At 73.3% G+C, this 17,322-nt stretch carries 14 protein-coding genes and 1 rRNA gene; 14 read left to right on the top strand and 1 reads right to left on the bottom strand.

Annotated features, from left to right (window positions below; genetic code table 11):
* Positions 1–90: 90 nt before the first annotated feature.
* The 11 genes from EDJALFJO_RS24395 to argH all read left to right on the top strand — a co-directional run bounded on the left by EDJALFJO_RS24395 (position 91) and on the right by argH (position 12,063).
* Positions 91–1,137 carry a CapA family protein gene (locus tag EDJALFJO_RS24395; RefSeq protein ID WP_198950601.1) on the top strand — a complete coding sequence of 349 codons (1,047 nt, stop codon included), beginning with the start codon at positions 91–93 and terminating at the stop codon, positions 1,135–1,137.
* An 88-nt stretch (positions 1,138–1,225) separates the two neighbouring features.
* A complete protein-coding gene (locus EDJALFJO_RS24390) occupies positions 1,226–2,053 on the top strand; it encodes an SDR family NAD(P)-dependent oxidoreductase (RefSeq protein ID WP_088288914.1) in 828 nt (275 codons plus the stop codon).
* 168 nt (positions 2,054–2,221) lie between these two features.
* Entirely contained in the window at positions 2,222–3,781 is a 1,560-nt protein-coding gene (locus EDJALFJO_RS24385; protein ID WP_088288913.1) for a GGDEF domain-containing protein, read from the top strand.
* 83 nt (positions 3,782–3,864) lie between these two features.
* Positions 3,865–4,914, top strand: coding sequence for an N-acetyl-gamma-glutamyl-phosphate reductase (gene argC, locus EDJALFJO_RS24380; protein ID WP_088288912.1), 1,050 nt, complete (start codon positions 3,865–3,867; stop codon positions 4,912–4,914).
* A gap of 185 nt (positions 4,915–5,099) precedes the next feature.
* Positions 5,100–5,573: an ACT domain-containing protein gene (locus tag EDJALFJO_RS24375; RefSeq protein ID WP_198950600.1), complete on the top strand. Its 474-nt coding sequence runs from the start codon at positions 5,100–5,102 to the stop codon at positions 5,571–5,573.
* Complete coding sequence (gene argJ, locus EDJALFJO_RS24370) at positions 5,570–6,754, top strand: bifunctional glutamate N-acetyltransferase/amino-acid acetyltransferase ArgJ (RefSeq protein WP_233150015.1); 1,185 nt, start codon at positions 5,570–5,572, stop codon at positions 6,752–6,754. Before EDJALFJO_RS24375 ends, argJ begins: the two co-directional genes overlap by 4 nt.
* Positions 6,751–7,740, top strand: a complete 990-nt coding sequence (gene argB, locus EDJALFJO_RS24365) for an acetylglutamate kinase (protein WP_088288909.1) — start codon at positions 6,751–6,753, stop codon at positions 7,738–7,740. The genes argJ and argB overlap by 4 nt, the downstream gene beginning before the upstream one ends.
* Complete coding sequence (locus EDJALFJO_RS24360) at positions 7,737–8,993, top strand: acetylornithine transaminase (protein WP_088288908.1); 1,257 nt, start codon at positions 7,737–7,739, stop codon at positions 8,991–8,993. Before argB ends, EDJALFJO_RS24360 begins: the two co-directional genes overlap by 4 nt.
* A gap of 30 nt (positions 8,994–9,023) precedes the next feature.
* Positions 9,024–9,965, top strand: coding sequence for an ornithine carbamoyltransferase (argF, locus tag EDJALFJO_RS24355; RefSeq protein WP_088288907.1), 942 nt, complete (start codon positions 9,024–9,026; stop codon positions 9,963–9,965).
* The gene (locus tag EDJALFJO_RS24350; RefSeq protein ID WP_233150014.1) at positions 9,962–10,498 is read left to right on the top strand and encodes an arginine repressor; all 537 of its coding nucleotides are present in this window, start codon (positions 9,962–9,964) and stop codon (positions 10,496–10,498) included. The genes argF and EDJALFJO_RS24350 overlap by 4 nt, the downstream gene beginning before the upstream one ends.
* Before the next feature lie 77 nt (positions 10,499–10,575).
* The gene (gene argH / locus EDJALFJO_RS24345) at positions 10,576–12,063 is read left to right on the top strand and encodes an argininosuccinate lyase (protein WP_088288906.1); all 1,488 of its coding nucleotides are present in this window, start codon (positions 10,576–10,578) and stop codon (positions 12,061–12,063) included.
* Positions 12,064–12,135: 72 nt separating this feature from the next.
* Here argH and EDJALFJO_RS24340 read toward each other — a convergent pair whose 3' ends face one another.
* Positions 12,136–12,885: an alanyl-tRNA editing protein gene (locus EDJALFJO_RS24340; RefSeq protein WP_088288905.1), complete on the bottom strand. Its 750-nt coding sequence runs from the start codon at positions 12,883–12,885 to the stop codon at positions 12,136–12,138.
* A 39-nt stretch (positions 12,886–12,924) separates the two neighbouring features.
* Here EDJALFJO_RS24340 and EDJALFJO_RS24335 point away from each other — a divergent pair, with 39 nt between their 5' ends.
* The 3 genes from EDJALFJO_RS24335 (at position 12,925) to EDJALFJO_RS24325 (ending at position 17,030) form a co-directional block, all read left to right on the top strand.
* On the top strand, positions 12,925–13,587 hold the full coding sequence (locus tag EDJALFJO_RS24335) for a DNA-3-methyladenine glycosylase (RefSeq protein WP_088288904.1): 663 nt from the start codon (positions 12,925–12,927) through the stop codon (positions 13,585–13,587).
* A 67-nt stretch (positions 13,588–13,654) separates the two neighbouring features.
* On the top strand, positions 13,655–14,929 hold the full coding sequence (tyrS, locus tag EDJALFJO_RS24330; RefSeq protein WP_088288903.1) for a tyrosine--tRNA ligase: 1,275 nt from the start codon (positions 13,655–13,657) through the stop codon (positions 14,927–14,929).
* Between the two features lie 585 nt (positions 14,930–15,514).
* Positions 15,515–17,030 (top strand): 16S ribosomal RNA (locus EDJALFJO_RS24325).
* The last annotated feature ends 292 nt before the right edge of the window (positions 17,031–17,322 follow it).

Here is a 17,322-nt window from a genome sequence, read left to right as displayed (position 1 = left end):
CTGCTGACGGGCCTGCTGACGGGCCTGCTGGGCGGCGTGTCCCGGCGCAGCACGGCAGGCGTCGCCGGCCTGATCCGTACAGTGCGCGCCGTGAGACATGCGACGGCACTGCGACGCCGCCCGGCCCCCACCGTGGTCCGGTCCGCCGGGGCGTTCCTCGTCACCGCCCTCGTCGGCTCGGTGCTCGTGCTGACCGGCCGAGACGCCACCGCGCTCCCGGTCCGGGACCCGAAGCCGGTCGTTCTGGCCTTCGCCGGTGACGTCCACTTCGAGGGCGCCTCCGAGGCGGCCCTGGACGGCAACCTCGGGACCGCGGCGAAGGTGCTGAAGGCTGCGGACCTCGCGGTCGTCAACCTCGAGACCGCCGTCACGACACGCGGCACCCCGGAGCCGAAGCAGTACACGTTCCGCGCGCCGCCCCGCGCCTTCGCGGCGCTGCGCACGGCGGGCGTCGACGCCGTGAGCATGGCGAACAACCACGGCATGGACTACGGGCGCGTCGGTCTGCGGGACTCGCTCGCCGCGGCGAAGGACGCGTCCTTCCCCGTCCTCGGCGCCGGCGCGGACTCGGCGGCGGCCTTCGCGCCGCTGCGCCGGACGATCCGTGGCGTTCGGGTCTCGGTCTTCGCCGCGACCGACGTCCTCGACTCGTTCGCCACGACGACGTGGCCGGCGACCACCTCCCGCGCGGGTCTGGCGACGACGAAGGGCACCGGGCTGGCCCGGCTCGCCCGCGCCGTCCGGGCCGAGAAGGCCGACGGTGTCGAGGTGGTCGTCGTCCTGCTGCACTGGGGCGTCGAGCGCCGCACCTGCCCGACAGCCCGGCAGGCCGACGTGGCCCGCACGCTCGCCTCGGCGGGTGCCGACGCGGTGGTCGGCAGCCACGCCCACGTCCTGCAGCCGCAGACGAAGGTCGCCGGCGCGGTCGTCCACTACGGGATGGGGAACTTCGTCTTCTACGCCCGCCCCGGTGCGGGTGCGCAGACCGGCGTCCTCTCGCTCACCGTGACCGCCCGCGGCGTCAAGAGCACCGCCTGGGACCCGGCGGTCATCGTCTCCGGCCGCCCGAAGCTGCTCACGGGCGCGGCGCGGACGACCGCGCTCGCCGCCCAGCGCACGCGCGGCGCGGGCTGCTGAGGACGCCGCCGCGCCGGGACCGGGACGCGCACCCCACCCGCCCGGCCACCGCGGCGCACCGGCCCGCGCGCCCTGGCACGCTGGTCCCATGACGAGCCCGACCGTCCCGCCGCCCGCCCGTGTCGCCCTCGTGACCGGGGGCAACCGGGGCCTCGGCCGGGCGGTCGCCGAGGGGCTCGCCGCGGACGGCCTGGCCGTCGGGCTGCTCGTCCGGGACACCGCGCGCGCCGCCCCGGTGGCCGACGCGATCCGCGCCACCGGCGGCACCGTCGCGGTCGCCGCCGCCGACGTGACCGTGTACCCCGAGGTGGTCGCGGCCGTCGCCGTGCTCGAGGCGGCGCTCGGCCCCGCGGACCTGCTCGTCAACAACGCCGGCGTCATCGACCCGGTCGAGGTGCCGGTGTGGGAGGCCGACCCGGACGACTGGTGGCGGGTCGTCGAGGTCGACCTGCGCGGCCCCTTCCACTGCGTGCGGGCCGTCGTCCCCGGGATGCTCGCGCGGGGCGGCGGCCGGGTCGTCGACCTCAGCTCGGGGGCCGGTGCCGAGGACCGCGCGATCTACTCCGCCTACTGCGCCGCGAAGGCCGGGCTCATGCGCGTCGGGGGCAACCTGCACCTCGCGGGTGCCGACCGCGGCCTGCGCGCCTTCGAGATCTCGCCGGGGACGGTCCGCACCGACATGACGGCCGCGATGGCGATGCACGCCGACCGCACCGAGTGGACGGAGCCCGCCGACCTCGTCGCCCTCGTCGCCGCCGCGGCCCGCGGCGACCTCGACGCCTGGTCCGGCTGCTTCCTGCGGGCCGGGCTGGACACCCCGGGCACCCTCGCGGCCGCGGCGCACGACGGTCGCGGCCGCTACGCGCGCACGCTCGGCATCCACGCGTACGGCCCGGGGGACCCGGTCGGCCGCTGACGTCCCGGAACGCCCCGGCCGCCGACCACGAGGCGGCGATCCGGCCCGGATGCCTCGGATGTGAACGATACCGGCTAGATTGCCCGGTCCCGGGACAGCCAGGGTCCTGGGTGACCGGCGCGTGGCCCCGCGCCGGCCAGGTCATCGGGCTGCCCTGCGAGGAGCACCGTGAACCTGTCGGCGACGACGCTGCGCGCTGCGGCGCGGCCCCGGGCAGGCGGACCGCCCGCCCTGCTCGCCGCCGCCGTGGCCGTCGGCGCGGCCGTCGCGGTCCTCGCCGGTCTCGGCCCGCTGCGAGCCCGGGTGGCCCTCGTCTGGGTCCTGCTCGCCGCGGTCCACCTCGCCCTCGTCGTCCGGTCGTACCAGGTCGTCCGGACGCCGACCGCCGGGCCGGCGACCCGCCGGGTCTGGCGCGGTGCCGCGGTCTCCGGCCTGGCCTTCCTCGCCGGGGACGTCGTCCAGCTGGTCGTCGTCGCGACCCGCCCGGAGGTGACGCTCGCCGTGGCCGTGGGCGTCCCGGTGCAGGGGCTGCTCGTCCTCGCCGGCACCGGCGTCGTCATCGTCACCTTCCTCCTCGAACCGCTGCGGCTGGGGTCGCGGCGGGCTGCGGTGCGGTTCTGCCTCGACCTCGGGATCGTCCTGGCGGTGGCGGCGACCGGTGGCGCGTACCTCATGGGGGTCACCGTCGGCTCGAGCCGGACGGACACCCTGCTCGCCGTCCTCACCGGGCCGGGCCTCTTCCTCGTCGCCACCTTCGCCGTCGCCAAGGTCGCGCTCGGCCAGGTCCGGCCGTTCTCGCTGCCGGCGGGTCTCCTGCTCGTCGCCGCAGCGGGGGCCGAGACCGTCCTCCAGGTGATCGGTCCCGGCCTGGTGGCCCGCGACCTGCTGTCCGCGGTGCTCCTCCTGCACGTCGTGGCCAACGGGCTGCTGGCGGCCGCGGCCACCGTCCAGCTCGTGCACGTCCGGACCGGGGCGGGGGACGGGCGCGCCGGTCCGCGCCGGCTGTCGCTCGTGCCGTTCCTGGCCGTCGTGATCTCGAACGCGCTGCTCGTCCAGGCGCTCGCCGTCCGGGGGCTCGACGGGCCCGGGTGGGTCGCCGCGGTGGGGGCGGTCTGCGTCACCGCGCTCGTCGTCGCCCGCCAGGTCGTCGTGGTCGTCGAGCTGGACCGCGCGCTGCGCGACCGCGACCGGCTCGCGGGGAGGCTCCGGCACCAGGCGTTCCACGACCCGTTGACCGGTCTGGCGAACCGGGCCCGCTTCGAGGAGGTGCTCGAGGCGGCCATCGGCACCGCGGGCGAGGACGACCGGCTCGTGCTCCTCGTCCTCGACCTCGACGGGTTCAAGCCCGTCAACGACGCCTACGGGCACGCGACGGGGGACCGGGTCCTCGAGGTCGTCGCGCGGCGCCTCAGTGCCTGCGTCCGGGAGGGCGACCTCGTCGCGCGGATCGGCGGCGACGAGTTCGCGCTCGTCGTCCACGGTCGCGCGGCCGACGCGGACCTCGTCGCGCAGCGGGTCGTCGACGCCGTCGCCGAGCCGGTGCGGCTCGACGGCAGGGCCGACGACCGCGCCGCCGTCTCGGTGCAGGTCGGTGCGAGCGTCGGCGGTGTCGTCGCGGCGCACCCGGCGCGGCTCGCCGGGCCGGGGGACCTGCTGCACCGCGCCGACCTCGCGATGTACGAGGCGAAACGGCTCGGGACCGGCCGGTACGTCCTGCGGGACGCCTGAACGGCCGGGCTACGCTGGTCCCGGAGTGTGCCCGGGGTCCGGCTACGTGCATGAACATGCGTTGCGATGTATAGTCATGCGTCATGGTCATCCGGGCGGCAGTAGCAGGGGCGAGCGGCTACGCAGGCGGTGAGCTGCTCCGGCTCCTGCTCGGCCACCCCGACATCGAGATCGGTGCCCTCACCGCTGCGTCGAGCGCCGGCAGCCTGCTCGGCGACCACCAGCCGCACCTTCCGCAGCTCGCCGACCGGGTCCTCGTGCCGACCGACGCCGAGCAGCTCGCGGGTCACGACCTCGTCTTCCTGGCGCTGCCGCACGGTGCCAGCGGCCCGATCGCCGCCGAGCTCCCGCCGGACGTCGTCGTGGTCGACTGCGGCGCGGACCACCGGCTCTCCGACCCGCTCGCGTGGAAGGAGTTCTACGGCAGCGACCACGCCGGCACCTGGCCCTACGGCCTGCCCGAGCTGGTCCGGGCCGACGGCTCCACCCAGCGCGAGACCCTCGCCGGGGCCCGGCGGGTCGCCGTCCCCGGCTGCTACCCGACGGCGGTGAGCCTGGCCCTCGCGCCCGGCTTCGCCGCCGGGCTCCTCGAGCCGGACGTCGTCGTCGTCGCCGCGAGCGGCACCTCGGGCGCCGGGCGGGCCGTGAAGGCGAACCTCCTCGGCAGCGAGGTGATGGGGTCGATGAGCCCCTACGGGGTCGGCGGCGTCCACAGGCACACCCCCGAGATGGAGCAGAACCTCGGCCTCGCCGCAGGTGCCCCGGTCTCGGTCTCCTTCACCCCGACGCTCGCGCCGATGGCCCGCGGGATCATCGCGACCTGCACGGCGCGGCTCGCCGCCGGGGCGCCGTCCGACCCGGCCGCCGTCCGCGCGGCCTGGGTCGAGCAGTACGCCGACGAGCCGTTCGTCCACGTCCTGCCCGAGGGCCGCTGGCCGCGGACGGCCGACACGCTCGGCGCGAACACGGTCCTGCTCCAGGTCGCCGTCGACGCCCGGACGGGCCGGGTCGTCGTCGTGGCCTGCGAGGACAACCTCACGAAGGGCACCGCCGGCGGCGCGATCCAGTCCGCGAACCTCGCCCTCGACCTGGCCGAGGCCAGGGGGCTGCCGGTCAGCGGGCTCGCACCATGAGTACCCTCACTGGACTGCCTCCCGGCGCGGCCCGTCCGGCGGCGGCACCCCGCACGACCTCGCGCGACGACGTGCGAGGCCCTGCAACGCAAGTCCCGGCCGGGGACGTCGGACCGACGTCCCTCGACAACGCCGCGCCGACGGGCCACCCTCGTCCTGCGGCCACGGTGCTCGGAGGAGATCGAGTGCGTCTCGTCGTCAACCCCCAGGCTGTTGCTGTCGTCCGCCTCCCGGCGGGCGCGCCCCACCCCGACTGGGCCGTCGGGCCGCCGCTCGTGAGCATCACCCGAACCGCGGACGAGACGTCCGTCGTCTGCGCGACCTCGTGCGTGCCGGACGACGTCCCGGGCCCGGTCGAGGGTCCGCTCGTCGCCGTCACCGTCGACGAGGTGCTCGAGTTCAGCCAGGTCGGCATCCTCGTCGCCCTGCTCAAGCCGCTCGCCGACGCGGGGATCCCGGTCCTCACCGTGTCGACGTTCGACACCGACTGGGTGCTCCTGCCCGCGGCGAAGGCCGCGGCGGCGGCGTCGGTCTGGCACGCGGCCGGGCACGACGTCGAGGACCGCTCCAACCACCCCGGTGCCCCCGGCGACTCGAGCCACCCCGAGCGGGTCCCTGCGGTCGTCGTCCCCGGCGACGAGGCCGCGGAGCTGTCGTGAGCGCGTCGGCAGCAGCCGGCACCCCAGCGGGGGTGACCGGCCCGGCGGGCTTCCGGGCGGCCGGGGTCACGGCGGGGCTCAAGGCGAGCGGCCGCCCGGACCTCGCGCTCGTCGTCAACGACGGCCCGGCCCGCGCCGCGGCCGGTGTCTTCACGAGCAACCGGGTGCAGGCCGCCCCGGTCGTCTGGAGCCGGCAGGTCCTCGCGGACGGCCGCGTCGACGCCGTCGTCCTCAACTCCGGCGGGGCCAACGCGTGCACCGGCAGCGAGGGCTTCCTCGACACCCATCGGACGGCGGAGCACGTCGCCGGGGTCCTCGGGGTCTCCGCCGGGGACGTCGCCGTCTGCTCGACGGGCCTCATCGGCGAACGGCTCCCGATGGAGCGGCTGCTGCCCGGCGTCGACGCGGCCGCGGCGACGCTGTCCGTGACCGGTGGCCCGGCCGCAGCGGTCGCGATCATGACCACCGACACCGTCCCGAAGACGGTCCACGTCGTCCGAAACGGCTGGAGCGTCGGCGGCATGGCCAAGGGCGCGGGGATGCTCGCCCCCGGGCTGGCGACGATGCTCGTCGTCCTCACGACGGACGCCGTCGCCGACCCGGACGCCCTCGACGCCGTCCTGCGCGCCGCGACCGCCCGCACCTTCGACCGCGTCGACTCCGACGGGTGCATGTCGACGAACGACACCGTGCTGCTGCTGTCGAGCGGCGCGTCCGGGGTCGCCCCGGACGCCGAGGACTTCGCGGCCGCCGTGGAGGAGGCCTGCGCCGCGCTCGCCCGGATGCTCGTCGGGGACGCCGAGGGCGCGAGCCACGACATCGCCGTCCGGGTCGTCAACGCGGCCACCGAGGGCGAGGCCGTCGAGGTCGCGCGCGCCGTGACCCGCAGCAACCTCTTCAAGGCCGCGGTGTTCGGCAACGACCCGAACTGGGGCCGGGTGCTCTCCGCGGTCGGGACGACGTCCGCGCAGTTCGACCCGCTCGCCCTCGACGTGAGCATCAACGGCGTCCAGGTCTGCCGGGCCTGCGGCGTCGGCGAGGACCGCACGAAGGTCGACATGGCGGCGGCCCGTGAGGTGCACGTCGTCGTCGACCTCCACGCCGGTGCCGCCGAGGCGACGGTCTGGACGAACGACCTCACCCACGACTACGTCCACGAGAACAGCGCCTACTCGACATGACCGACCGGGCCACCGACAACACCGCCGACCACACCGCCGCCGTCGCGGCCCTGCCGCCGGGCGCCAAGGCGCAGGTCCTCGTCGAGGCGCTGCCCTGGCTGCAGCGGTTCGCGGGCGAGATCGTCGTCGTCAAGTACGGCGGCAACGCCATGGTCGACGACACCCTGAAGCACGCCTTCGCGCAAGACATGGTCTTCCTGCGGTCCGTCGGCCTCAAGCCGGTCGTCGTCCACGGCGGCGGGCCGCAGATCTCGTCGATGCTCGGCCGGCTCGGGATCGCGAGCGAGTTCCGCGGCGGGCTGCGGGTCACGACGCCCGAGGCGATGGACGTCGTCCGGATGGTGCTCGTCGGGCAGGTCGGCCGCGAGCTCGTCGGCCTCGTCAACGCGAACGGCGGTCGGGGCGTCGGGCTGTCGGGCGAGGACGCCGGGCTGTTCCGCGCCGAGCGCCGCGGGGCGGTCGTCGACGGCGAGGTCGTCGACGTCGGTCTCGTCGGGGACGTCGTCGAGGTCGACCCGGCCGCGGTGCTCGACCTCATCGAGGCCGGCCGCGTCCCCGTCGTCTCGACGGTCGCGCCGGACGACGACGGCCAGGTGCTCAACGTCAACGCGGACACCGCCGCCGCGGCCCTCGCGGTGGCGCTGCGCGCGGTGAAGCTCGTCGTCCTCACCGACGTCGAGGGTGTCTACGCCGACTGGCCGGACCGCTCCTCGCTCCTGTCGAGCATCACGACCACCGAGCTGGAGAAGCTGCTGCCGTCCCTGGAGTCCGGGATGGTCCCGAAGATGGAGGCCTGCCTGCGCGCCGTGCAGGGCGGCGTCCCGGAGGCGACGGTCATCGACGGCCGCGTGCCGCACAGCGTCCTGCTCGAGGTCTTCACGCCCGAGGGCGTCGGCACGATGGTGCTGCCCGACCCCCGGTCCGATCTGCCGCCCGATCTGCCGCCCGATCTGCACAGCCCCGATCTCCCAGGAGCCACCGCATGACCGCCGACCTGCAGCAGTCCGCCGCCGGCCTCAGCGGCGAGGCCTGGACGCGCCGGTACTCCTCGGCGGTCATGAACACCTTCGGCACGCCCCAGCGCGTCCTCGTCCGTGGCGAGGGCTGCTACGTCTGGGACGCCGACGGCACCCGCTACCTCGACCTGCTCGGCGGCATCGCCGTCAACGTCCTCGGTCACGCGCACCCGTTCCTCACGTCCGCGGTCACCGCCCAGCTGGCCACGCTCGGGCACGTCTCGAACTTCTTCGCGACGGCCCCGCAGGTGGCCCTCGCCGAGCGGATCCTCGAGCTGCTCGACGCGCCCGCCGGTTCGCGGGTGTTCTTCACGAACTCCGGCACCGAGGCCAACGAGGGCGCGTTCAAGCTCGCACGCCGCACCGGCCGCAGCGGCATGGTCGCCGCCGAGGGCGCGTTCCACGGCCGCACCATGGGCGCCCTCGCGCTGACCCACAAGCCCGCGTACCGCGAGCCGTTCGAGCCGCTGCCCGGGGACGTCGTCCACGTGCCGTTCGGGGACGTCGCCGCGCTCGGTGCTGCGGTGGGTCCGGGGACGGCGGCCGTCGTCCTCGAGCCCGTCCAGGGCGAGGCCGGCGTCCGGCCCGCACCGGCGGGCTACCTCGCGGCGGCCCGGGAGATCACGTCGGCGGCCGGCGCCCTGCTCGTCCTCGACGAGGTGCAGACCGGGGTCGGCCGCACCGGGCGCTGGTTCGCCCACCAGCACCCGCACCTCGGCGCGGACGTCGCCGGCACCGGGCCGGTCGTCGTTCCGGACGTCGTCACCCTCGCCAAGGGCCTCGGCAGCGGCATCCCGGTCGGCGCCGTCGTCGGCCTGGGCCAGCGCGCGGGCAGCCTGCTCGGCCCCGGCCAGCACGGGACGACGTTCGGCGGCAACCCGGTCGCCGCGGCGGCCGCGCTCGCGACCCTGCACGTCGTCGAGCGCGACGGCCTGCTCGAGAACGCCCGCACCGTCGGCGCCCGGATCCGTTCCGGCGTCGAGGGGCTGGGGCACCCGCTCGTCACCGGCACCCGCGGCGAGGGCCTGCTCGTCGCCGTCCAGCTCGGCGCACCGGTCGCCGCCGCGACCGCGAACGCGTTGCTGCAGGCCGGTCTCGTCGTCAACGCCGTCGGCCCGGACGCGCTGCGCCTCGCCCCGCCCCTCATCCTCACCGCGGAGCAGGCCGACACGTTCGTCGCCGCCCTGCCCGCCGCCCTCGACGCCGCTGCCGCGGCCCTGTGACGCCCCGCCGGTCCTGACCAGGAGACCCCCATGACGCTGCGCCACTTCCTCCGGGACGACGACCTGTCGCCGTCCGAGCTCCTCGAGGTGCTCGACCTCGCCGACGCGCTGAAGAAGGACCGGTTCGCGGCCCGTCCGCTCGAGGGCCCGCAGGCCGTCGCGGTCATCTTCGACAAGTCCTCGACCCGCACCCGGGTCTCGTTCAGCGTCGGCGTCGCCGAGCTCGGCGGCTACCCGCTCGTCATCGACGCCCAGGGCAGCCAGATGGGCCGTGGCGAGAGCATCGAGGACACCGCCCGGGTCCTCGGCCGTCAGGTGTCCGCCGTCGTGTGGCGGACGTTCGGCCAGGACCGCGTCGAGGCGATGGCCGCAGCGGCCGGTGTCCCGGTCGTCAACGCTCTCACCGACGAGTTCCACCCGTGCCAGCTCCTCGCCGACCTGCAGACGGTCCGGGAGCGGCACGGCCGGCTCGCCGGGCTCAGGCTGGCGTACCTCGGCGACGGCGCGAACAACATGGCGCACTCCTACCTGCTCGCCGGGGCCAACGCCGGCATGCACGTCCGGGTCGGCACCCCCGAGGGCTACCTGCCCGACCCGGCGGTCGTCGCAGCGGCCGCCGCCCGCGCCGAGCTCACCGGCGGCTCAGTCGTCGTCACGCACGACCCGGCTGCGGCAGAGGGCGCGGACGTCCTCGCGACGGACACCTGGGTCTCGATGGGGCAGGAGGGCGAGGCAGCCGACCGGTCGGCCCCCTTCGTGCCGTTCGCCGTCGACGAGGCGGCGCTCGTCCGCGCGGCCGCCGGGTGCGTCGTCCTGCACTGCCTGCCGGCCTACCGCGGCAAGGAGATCGCGGCGTCCGTCATCGACGGTCCCGCGTCGGCGGTCTGGGACGAGGCGGAGAACCGGTTGCACGCGCAGAAGGCGCTCCTCGTCTGGCTCCTGGAGAAGTCCCGGGCGGGGCGGTCGCGGTGACCGGCGCCCGGCCCGTGCCCGTCGAGACGCACGCGACGACGAAGACCGCCCGGCACCGGCACATCGTCGCCGTGCTGCGGCGCACGACCGTGCGCTCCCAGGTCGAGCTCGCCGAGCTGCTCGCCGCCGACGGGTTCGTCGTCACCCAGGCGACGCTGTCGCGCGACCTCGTCGAGCTCGGCGCGGCCAAGGTCCGCCACGAGGGCGGGCTCGTCTACGCCGTCCCCGGCGAGGGCGGCGACCGCACCCCGCGGGTCGGCATCGACGCCGAGTGGCTCGACGCCCGGCTCGAGCGGCTCTGCGAGGAGCTGCTCGTCACGGCCGAGGCGTCGGCGAACCTCGTCGTCCTGCGCACCCCGCCGGGTGCTGCGCAGTTCCTCGCCTCCGCCATCGACCAGTCCGTGCTGCCCGCCGTCCTCGGCACGATCGCCGGCGACGACACCGTGCTCGTCGTGACCCGGGAGCCCGCCGGCGGTGCCGACGTCGCCGCGCGGCTGCTCGCCCTCGCGTCGCACGGCGAGGGCCGCGGCTGACCCGCGTACCGTCGTCCACCGCAGCCCGACACCGTCCGGTTCCGCCGGACCCGCACGTCCCGACAGGAGAACGTCCCGTGACCCAGGCACCCGAGCACCCGACGACGCCCGCACCCGGTGCGCCGCTCAAGCTGTGGGGCGGCCGGTTCGCCTCGGGCCCGTCGGCCGCGCTCGAGGCCCTGTCGGCGTCGGTGCACTTCGACTGGGTCCTCGCGCCGTACGACCTCGCCGGCTCCCGGGCGCACGCCCGGGTGCTCGCGGCGGCCGGGCTGCTCGACGACGCGTCCCTGACGACGATGCTCGCCGGGCTCGAGGCCCTCGAGGCGGACGTCGCGAGCGGCGCCTTCGTCGGGACGCCCGCGGACGAGGACGTCCACACCGCCCTCGAGCGCGGCCTCATCGAGCGGGTCGGCGCCGAGATCGGCGGCCGGCTGCGCGCTGGCCGCTCCCGCAACGACCAGGTCGCGACGCTCTACCGGATGTACCTGCGCGACCGCGCCCGGGACGTCGCCCTGTGCCTGCTCGACCTCGCCGACGTCCTCGTCGCGCGGGCCGCCGAGAACCCCGAGGCGCCGATGCCGGGGCGCACGCACTTCCAGCACGCCCAGCCGGTGCTCCTCGCGCACCACCTCCAGGCGCACGCGCAGGCGATCGCACGGGACGTCGAGCGGCTCGTCGACTGGGACCGCCGCGCCGACGAGTCGCCCTACGGCTCCGGCGCCCTCGCCGGCTCGTCGCTCGGCCTCGACCCCGCCGCCGTCGCCCGCGAGCTCGGGTTCTCGCGCTCCAGCGAGAACTCGATGGACGGCACCTCGAGCCGGGACGTCGTCGCCGAGGTCGCGTTCGTCCTCGCGATGGCCGCGGTCGACGTCTCCCGGATCGCCGAGGAGGTCGTCGTCTGGACGACCGCCGAGTTCGGGTTCGCCCGCCTCGACGACGCCTACGCGACCGGGTCGTCGATCATGCCGCAGAAGAAGAACCCGGACGTCGCCGAGCTCGCACGGGGCAAGGCCGGCCGGCTCGTCGGCAACCTCACCGGGTTCCTCACGACCCTCAAGGCGCTGCCGCTGGCGTACAACCGCGACCTCCAGGAGGACAAGGAGCCCGTCATCGACTCGGTGACGCAGATGCTGCTCGTGCTGCCGGCGTTCTCCGGGCTCGTCGCGACGATGCGGTTCGACACCGACCGGATGGCGGCGCTCGCCCCGGCCGGCTTCTCGCTCGCGACCGACGTCGCGGAGTGGCTCGTCAGGCAGGGCGTGCCGTTCCGGGTCGCGCACGAGGTCGCGGGGGAGTGCGTGCAGGTCTGCGAGGGCCGCGGCATCGAGCTGTCCGACCTCTCGGACGCCGACCTCGCGGCGGTCAGCCCGCACCTGACCCCGGCGGTCCGTGACGTTCTCGACGTGGCCGGGTCGCTGGCCTCCCGGGACGGCGTCGGCGGCACCGCTCCGGTGCGCGTCGCCGAGCAGCGGCAGCGCCTCCACGACCGCCTGGCCGCGCTGCGAGGCTGGGCGACCAGACCGGTCACCCCGGTCGCGCGCGCGGCCACCAAAGCCGCCCGCTGACCGCTCGTGCCCGCGGTCGGTACCGTTCCTGGCCGCTCCGGCGCCGGGTTCCGGTACCGGGCGCGAGCATCGTCAGTCGACGATGCGCACCCGCAGCCGGCGGAACCCCTTGCCCTTGTTCTCGATCTTGACGATCTCGAGGCCGCCGATCTGTCGCGTCGAGGCGACGTGCGTGCCGGCGTCCGCCTGGGTGTCGAGCCCGGCGATGTCGACGACGCGGACGATCTCGAGGTCGTCGGGCAGCAGGTTCGTCGCCGTACGGATGAGGTCCGGGTAGGTCGAGAACGCGACGTCGCGGGGGAGCGTCGTCGTCGTGATCGCGCGGTCGGCACCGACCTCGGCCGCGCACGCCGCGGCGACCGCGTCCCGGAAGCCCTCGGGCACCTCGGGCAGGTTGAAGTCCATCCGGGCCTCGAGGGGTTCCATGTTCCCGCCGGTCACGAGCGCGCCGAAGTCGCGGAACACGACGCCGGAGAGCAGATGCAGGCCGGAGTGGGTGCGCATGAGCGCCGTCCGGCGGTCGTCCTCGACGGCGCCGCGGACGGCGGTGCCGACCGGCGGCAGCGGGTCGCCGTCCGCCGGGAGCAGGGCGAGGTCGTCGCCCTTGCGGACGCCGACGATGCGGGTCTGGACGCCGCCCCACAGCAGCACGCCGTGGTCGGGCGGCTGCCCGCCGCCGCCCGGGTAGAACGCCGACCGGTCGAGGACGACGCCGGTCTCCGGGTCGCTCACGAGGACGACGGCGTCCCACGCGCGCAGGGTCTGGTCGCCGAGCTCGAGCCGGTGCGTGCGGCCGTGCAGGTCCGCGCTGTTCGCTGCCACGGCCGGTCAGCGTAGGCCCTGTCCTCGTAGGGTGGCCGGGTGGCTCGGCGACGACGGCTCACCCGGCGCGACCTCTCGGCGGTCTCCCTCGACCTGGCCCCGGCGCTGCTCGGGGCAGTGCTCGTGCATGCCACGCCGCAGGGGCGCGTCGGCGTCCGGCTCACCGAGGTCGAGGCGTACACGAGCGGCGACGACCCGGGCTCGCACGCGTTCCGCGGCCGGACGCCGCGCACCGCCGTGATGTTCGGCCCGCCAGGGCACCTCTACGTCTACTTCACGTACGGGATGCACTGGTGCGCCAACGTCGTGTGCGGCCCGGACGGCGAGGCGAGCGCCGTCCTGCTGCGCGCCGGTGAGGTCGTCGAGGGGCTGGACGTCGCGCGGTCGCGGCGGCCGTCGGCACGCAAGGACGTCGACCTCGCGCGCGGTCCGGCCCGGCTGGCGACGGCGCTCGGCATCGCGAAGGCCGAGGACGGCGCGGACCTGTGCGTGGCGGACGGCGCCCTGCGGCTGGACGCGGGGGAGCCGTACGACCCGGCCCGGCTGCGGACCGGCCCGCGGGTCGGGGTCGCCGGGGCCGGCGGTGACGCGGTCGCCTTCCCCTGGCGGTTCTGGCTGCACGACGAGCCGACGGTCTCGACGTTCCGCCCGGGAGTGACGCGCCGCCGGGGTATCGCGTCGCCCTCGGCGGGCGGTGTCTGAGACGCTCTGAGCGACCACCGAGAGGCGCCGGTGCCGCCGGCGTCCGACCGAGAGGACGGCAGAAGCCGTGAGTGACCCCCGGGGCAACGCCCTCGACGAGCTCGCCTGGCGCGGGCTCGTCGCACTGTCCACCGACGAGGAGGCCCTGCGGGCCGCGTTGGCGGCAGGCCCCGTGACGTTCTACTGCGGCTTCGACCCCACCGCGCCGAGCCTGCACATGGGCAACCTCGTGCAGCTCGTCACGATGCGCCGGCTGCAGGAGTTCGGGCACCGCCCGCTCGTGCTCGTCGGAGGGGCGACCGGGCTCATCGGGGACCCGAGGATGTCCGGGGAACGCGTCCTCAACTCGCGCGACACGGTGGCCGGCTGGGTCGAGCGGATCCGCGACCAGGTGCAGCGGTTCGTGTCGTTCGAGGGGGAGAACGCGGCGCAGGTCGTCAACAACCTCGACTGGACCGCGCCGATGTCGGCGATCGACTTCCTCCGTGACGTCGGCAAGCACTTCCGGGTGAACCGGATGCTCGCCAAGGAGGCCGTCAGCGCGCGGCTCAGCTCCGAGGCCGGGATCAGCTTCACCGAGTTCAGCTACCAGATCCTGCAGGGGATGGACTTCCACGAGCTGTGGAAGCGGCACGGCTGCACGCTGCAGACCGGAGGCTCGGACCAGTGGGGCAACCTCACCGCGGGGACGGACCTCGTGCACCGCGCGGAGGGGGTGAGCGTTCACGCCCTCGCGACGCCGCTGGTCACCAAGGCGGACGGCACGAAGTTCGGCAAGACCGAGGGCGGCGCGATCTGGCTGGCCCCGGAGATGACGTCGCCGTACGCCTTCTACCAGTTCTGGCTCAACGCCGAGGACGCCAAGGTGGGCGACTACCTGAAGATCTTCTCGTTCCGCACGCGGGAGGAGATCGAGGCGCTCGAGGAGGCGACGCGGGAGAAGCCGCAGGCCCGGGAGGCGCAGCGCGCCCTCGCCGAGGACGTCACGACGCTCGTCCACGGTGCGGAGGCCACGCGCCGCGTGCAGGAGGCGAGCCAGGCGCTCTTCGGGCGGGGGGACCTCGCCCTGCTGGACGTCGCGACGCTGCGGGACGCGGTCGCCGAGCTGCCGTCGGCCTCGGTACCGGCCGGGGAGCACCCCGTCGTCGACCTGTTCGCTGCCACGGGGCTCGTCCAGAGCAAGTCCGCCGCACGGCGGGCGATCGCGGAGGGCGGGGCCTACGTGAACAACACCAAGGTCCTGGGGGAGGACGCGACCGTCGGTGGGGCCGACCTGCTGCACGGCCGGTGGATCCTGCTGCGCCGCGGACGGCGCTCGCTCGCGGCTGTCGAGGTGGGCTGATCGCCTGCCCCGCAACAGGTTTCGGGCTCGTTGCCGAGTCGTTGCGGGGCGGTTCCGCCGGCCCCTGCCACACACGGACGACGGTCGTCGCACCCCGATTTGACTCGCGCTCCGTGCCTGCCTAATGTTTCACCTCGTCGCCCCGACGGGGAGGAACGGACACCGCGAGGTGGACGGTCCCCCGGGGCACCACCCCTCGGAAGAGATTCGGCGCCGGCCGCAAGGTCTGCGCGGGTCTTCTGTGGGTGAACCCTCTCTCGAGGTCACGCTGGGTAGCCGGATGTGACACCGAGTACCGGGTAGGCTAGGCTGGAAACGAAGCCCCGCGAAAACGACCGAGAGGTCGAAGTACTCGGGTGCGTCTGTTCCTTGAGAACTCAACAGCGTGCTTTGTAGTCGATGCCAAGAGCCTTGGCTTGTGGGGTGCTGGCTGGCCGTCTGGTTGGTTGGTGTCTTGTGGGTCTTGGGTTTGCTTGGTTGATTGCAGATTGAGCTAGATGCTCGTTCTGTGTTTCGGCTGGGATTATTTGTTCGTATTGTGTCTAGTTGTGTTGGCGCCCTTTCGGGGGTGTTAGCGGTTAGGCATCAACGGAGAGTTTGATCCTGGCTCAGGACGAACGCTGGCGGCGTGCTTAACACATGCAAGTCGAACGGTGAAGCCCTTCGGGGTGGATCAGTGGCGAACGGGTGAGTAACACGTGAGCAACCTGCCCCTGACTCTGGGATAACTACCGGAAACGGTGGCTAATACCGGATATGACGCCCTGTCGCATGGTGGGGTGTGGAAAGTTTTTCGGTCAGGGATGGGCTCGCGGCCTATCAGCTTGTTGGTGGGGTGATGGCCTACCAAGGCGACGACGGGTAGCCGGCCTGAGAGGGCGACCGGCCACACTGGGACTGAGACACGGCCCAGACTCCTACGGGAGGCAGCAGTGGGGAATATTGCGCAATGGGCGAAAGCCTGACGCAGCGACGCCGCGTGAGGGATGAAGGCCTTCGGGTTGTAAACCTCTTTCAGCAGGGAAGAAGCGAAAGTGACGGTACCTGCAGAAGAAGCACCGGCTAACTACGTGCCAGCAGCCGCGGTAATACGTAGGGTGCAAGCGTTGTCCGGAATTATTGGGCGTAAAGAGCTCGTAGGCGGTTTGTCGCGTCTGCTGTGAAAACCTGGGGCTTAACTCCGGGCCTGCAGTGGGTACGGGCAGACTAGAGTGCGGTAGGGGAGACTGGAATTCCTGGTGTAGCGGTGAAATGCGCAGATATCAGGAGGAACACCGGTGGCGAAGGCGGGTCTCTGGGCCGTAACTGACGCTGAGGAGCGAAAGCGTGGGGAGCGAACAGGATTAGATACCCTGGTAGTCCACGCCGTAAACGTTGGGCGCTAGGTGTGGGGCTCTTTCCACGAGTTCCGTGCCGCAGCAAACGCATTAAGCGCCCCGCCTGGGGAGTACGGCCGCAAGGCTAAAACTCAAAGGAATTGACGGGGGCCCGCACAAGCGGCGGAGCATGCGGATTAATTCGATGCAACGCGAAGAACCTTACCAAGGCTTGACATGGGCAGTAATCCGGCAGAGATGTCGGGTCCGTAAGGGCTGTTCACAGGTGGTGCATGGTTGTCGTCAGCTCGTGTCGTGAGATGTTGGGTTAAGTCCCGCAACGAGCGCAACCCTCGTTCCATGTTGCCAGCACGTAATGGTGGGGACTCATGGGAGACTGCCGGGGTCAACTCGGAGGAAGGTGGGGATGACGTCAAATCATCATGCCCCTTATGTCTTGGGCTTCACGCATGCTACAATGGCCAGTACAAAGGGCTGCGAGACCGTAAGGTGGAGCGAATCCCAAAAAGCTGGTCTCAGTTCGGATCGGGGTCTGCAACTCGACCCCGTGAAGTCGGAGTCGCTAGTAATCGCAGATCAGCAACGCTGCGGTGAATACGTTCCCGGGCCTTGTACACACCGCCCGTCACGTCACGAAAGTCGGTAACACCCGAAGCCGGTGGCCCAACCCGTAAGGGGGGGAGCCGTCGAAGGTGGGACTGGCGATTGGGACGAAGTCGTAACAAGGTAGCCGTACCGGAAGGTGCGGCTGGATCACCTCCTTTCTAAGGAGCACTCCTACCTCGCCCGCACCTGGTGTGTGGCGGGGTCAGGGACCACGACCTGGGCGAATGTTCCGGGTGTGGTGCTCATGGGTGGAACATCGACTACGGCCTTCGGGTCCTGCAGAGCTCATCCCTAGTACGCCAACTCTTTCGGGGGTTGGAAGGAACGGGTGCTCGGTGGGGTGTGGGGGCCATCCGCATGCCGGCTGTCTTCTTCGGAGTCTCTTCGAGGGGGTGGCTGGTGGTGTGGGGAGCACGCTGTTGGGTCCTGAAGGAACAGACCGGCCCCGCA

It is taken from the genome of Kineosporia sp. A_224, assembly GCF_002198655.1.
Taxonomy (GTDB): domain Bacteria; phylum Actinomycetota; class Actinomycetes; order Actinomycetales; family Kineosporiaceae; genus R-H-3.
This window is presented reverse-complemented; position numbering and strand designations above follow the sequence as displayed.

Coding starts and splice junctions, on each gene's coding strand:
- EDJALFJO_RS24390 (WP_088288914.1), top strand. CDS start 1,226: ATGACGAGCCCGACCGTCCCGCCGCCCGCCCGTGTCGCCCTCGTGACC.
- argC (WP_088288912.1), top strand. CDS start 3,865: ATGGTCATCCGGGCGGCAGTAGCAGGGGCGAGCGGCTACGCAGGCGGT.
- argB (WP_088288909.1), top strand. CDS start 6,751: ATGACCGACCGGGCCACCGACAACACCGCCGACCACACCGCCGCCGTC.
- EDJALFJO_RS24360 (WP_088288908.1), top strand. CDS start 7,737: ATGACCGCCGACCTGCAGCAGTCCGCCGCCGGCCTCAGCGGCGAGGCC.
- argF (WP_088288907.1), top strand. CDS start 9,024: ATGACGCTGCGCCACTTCCTCCGGGACGACGACCTGTCGCCGTCCGAG.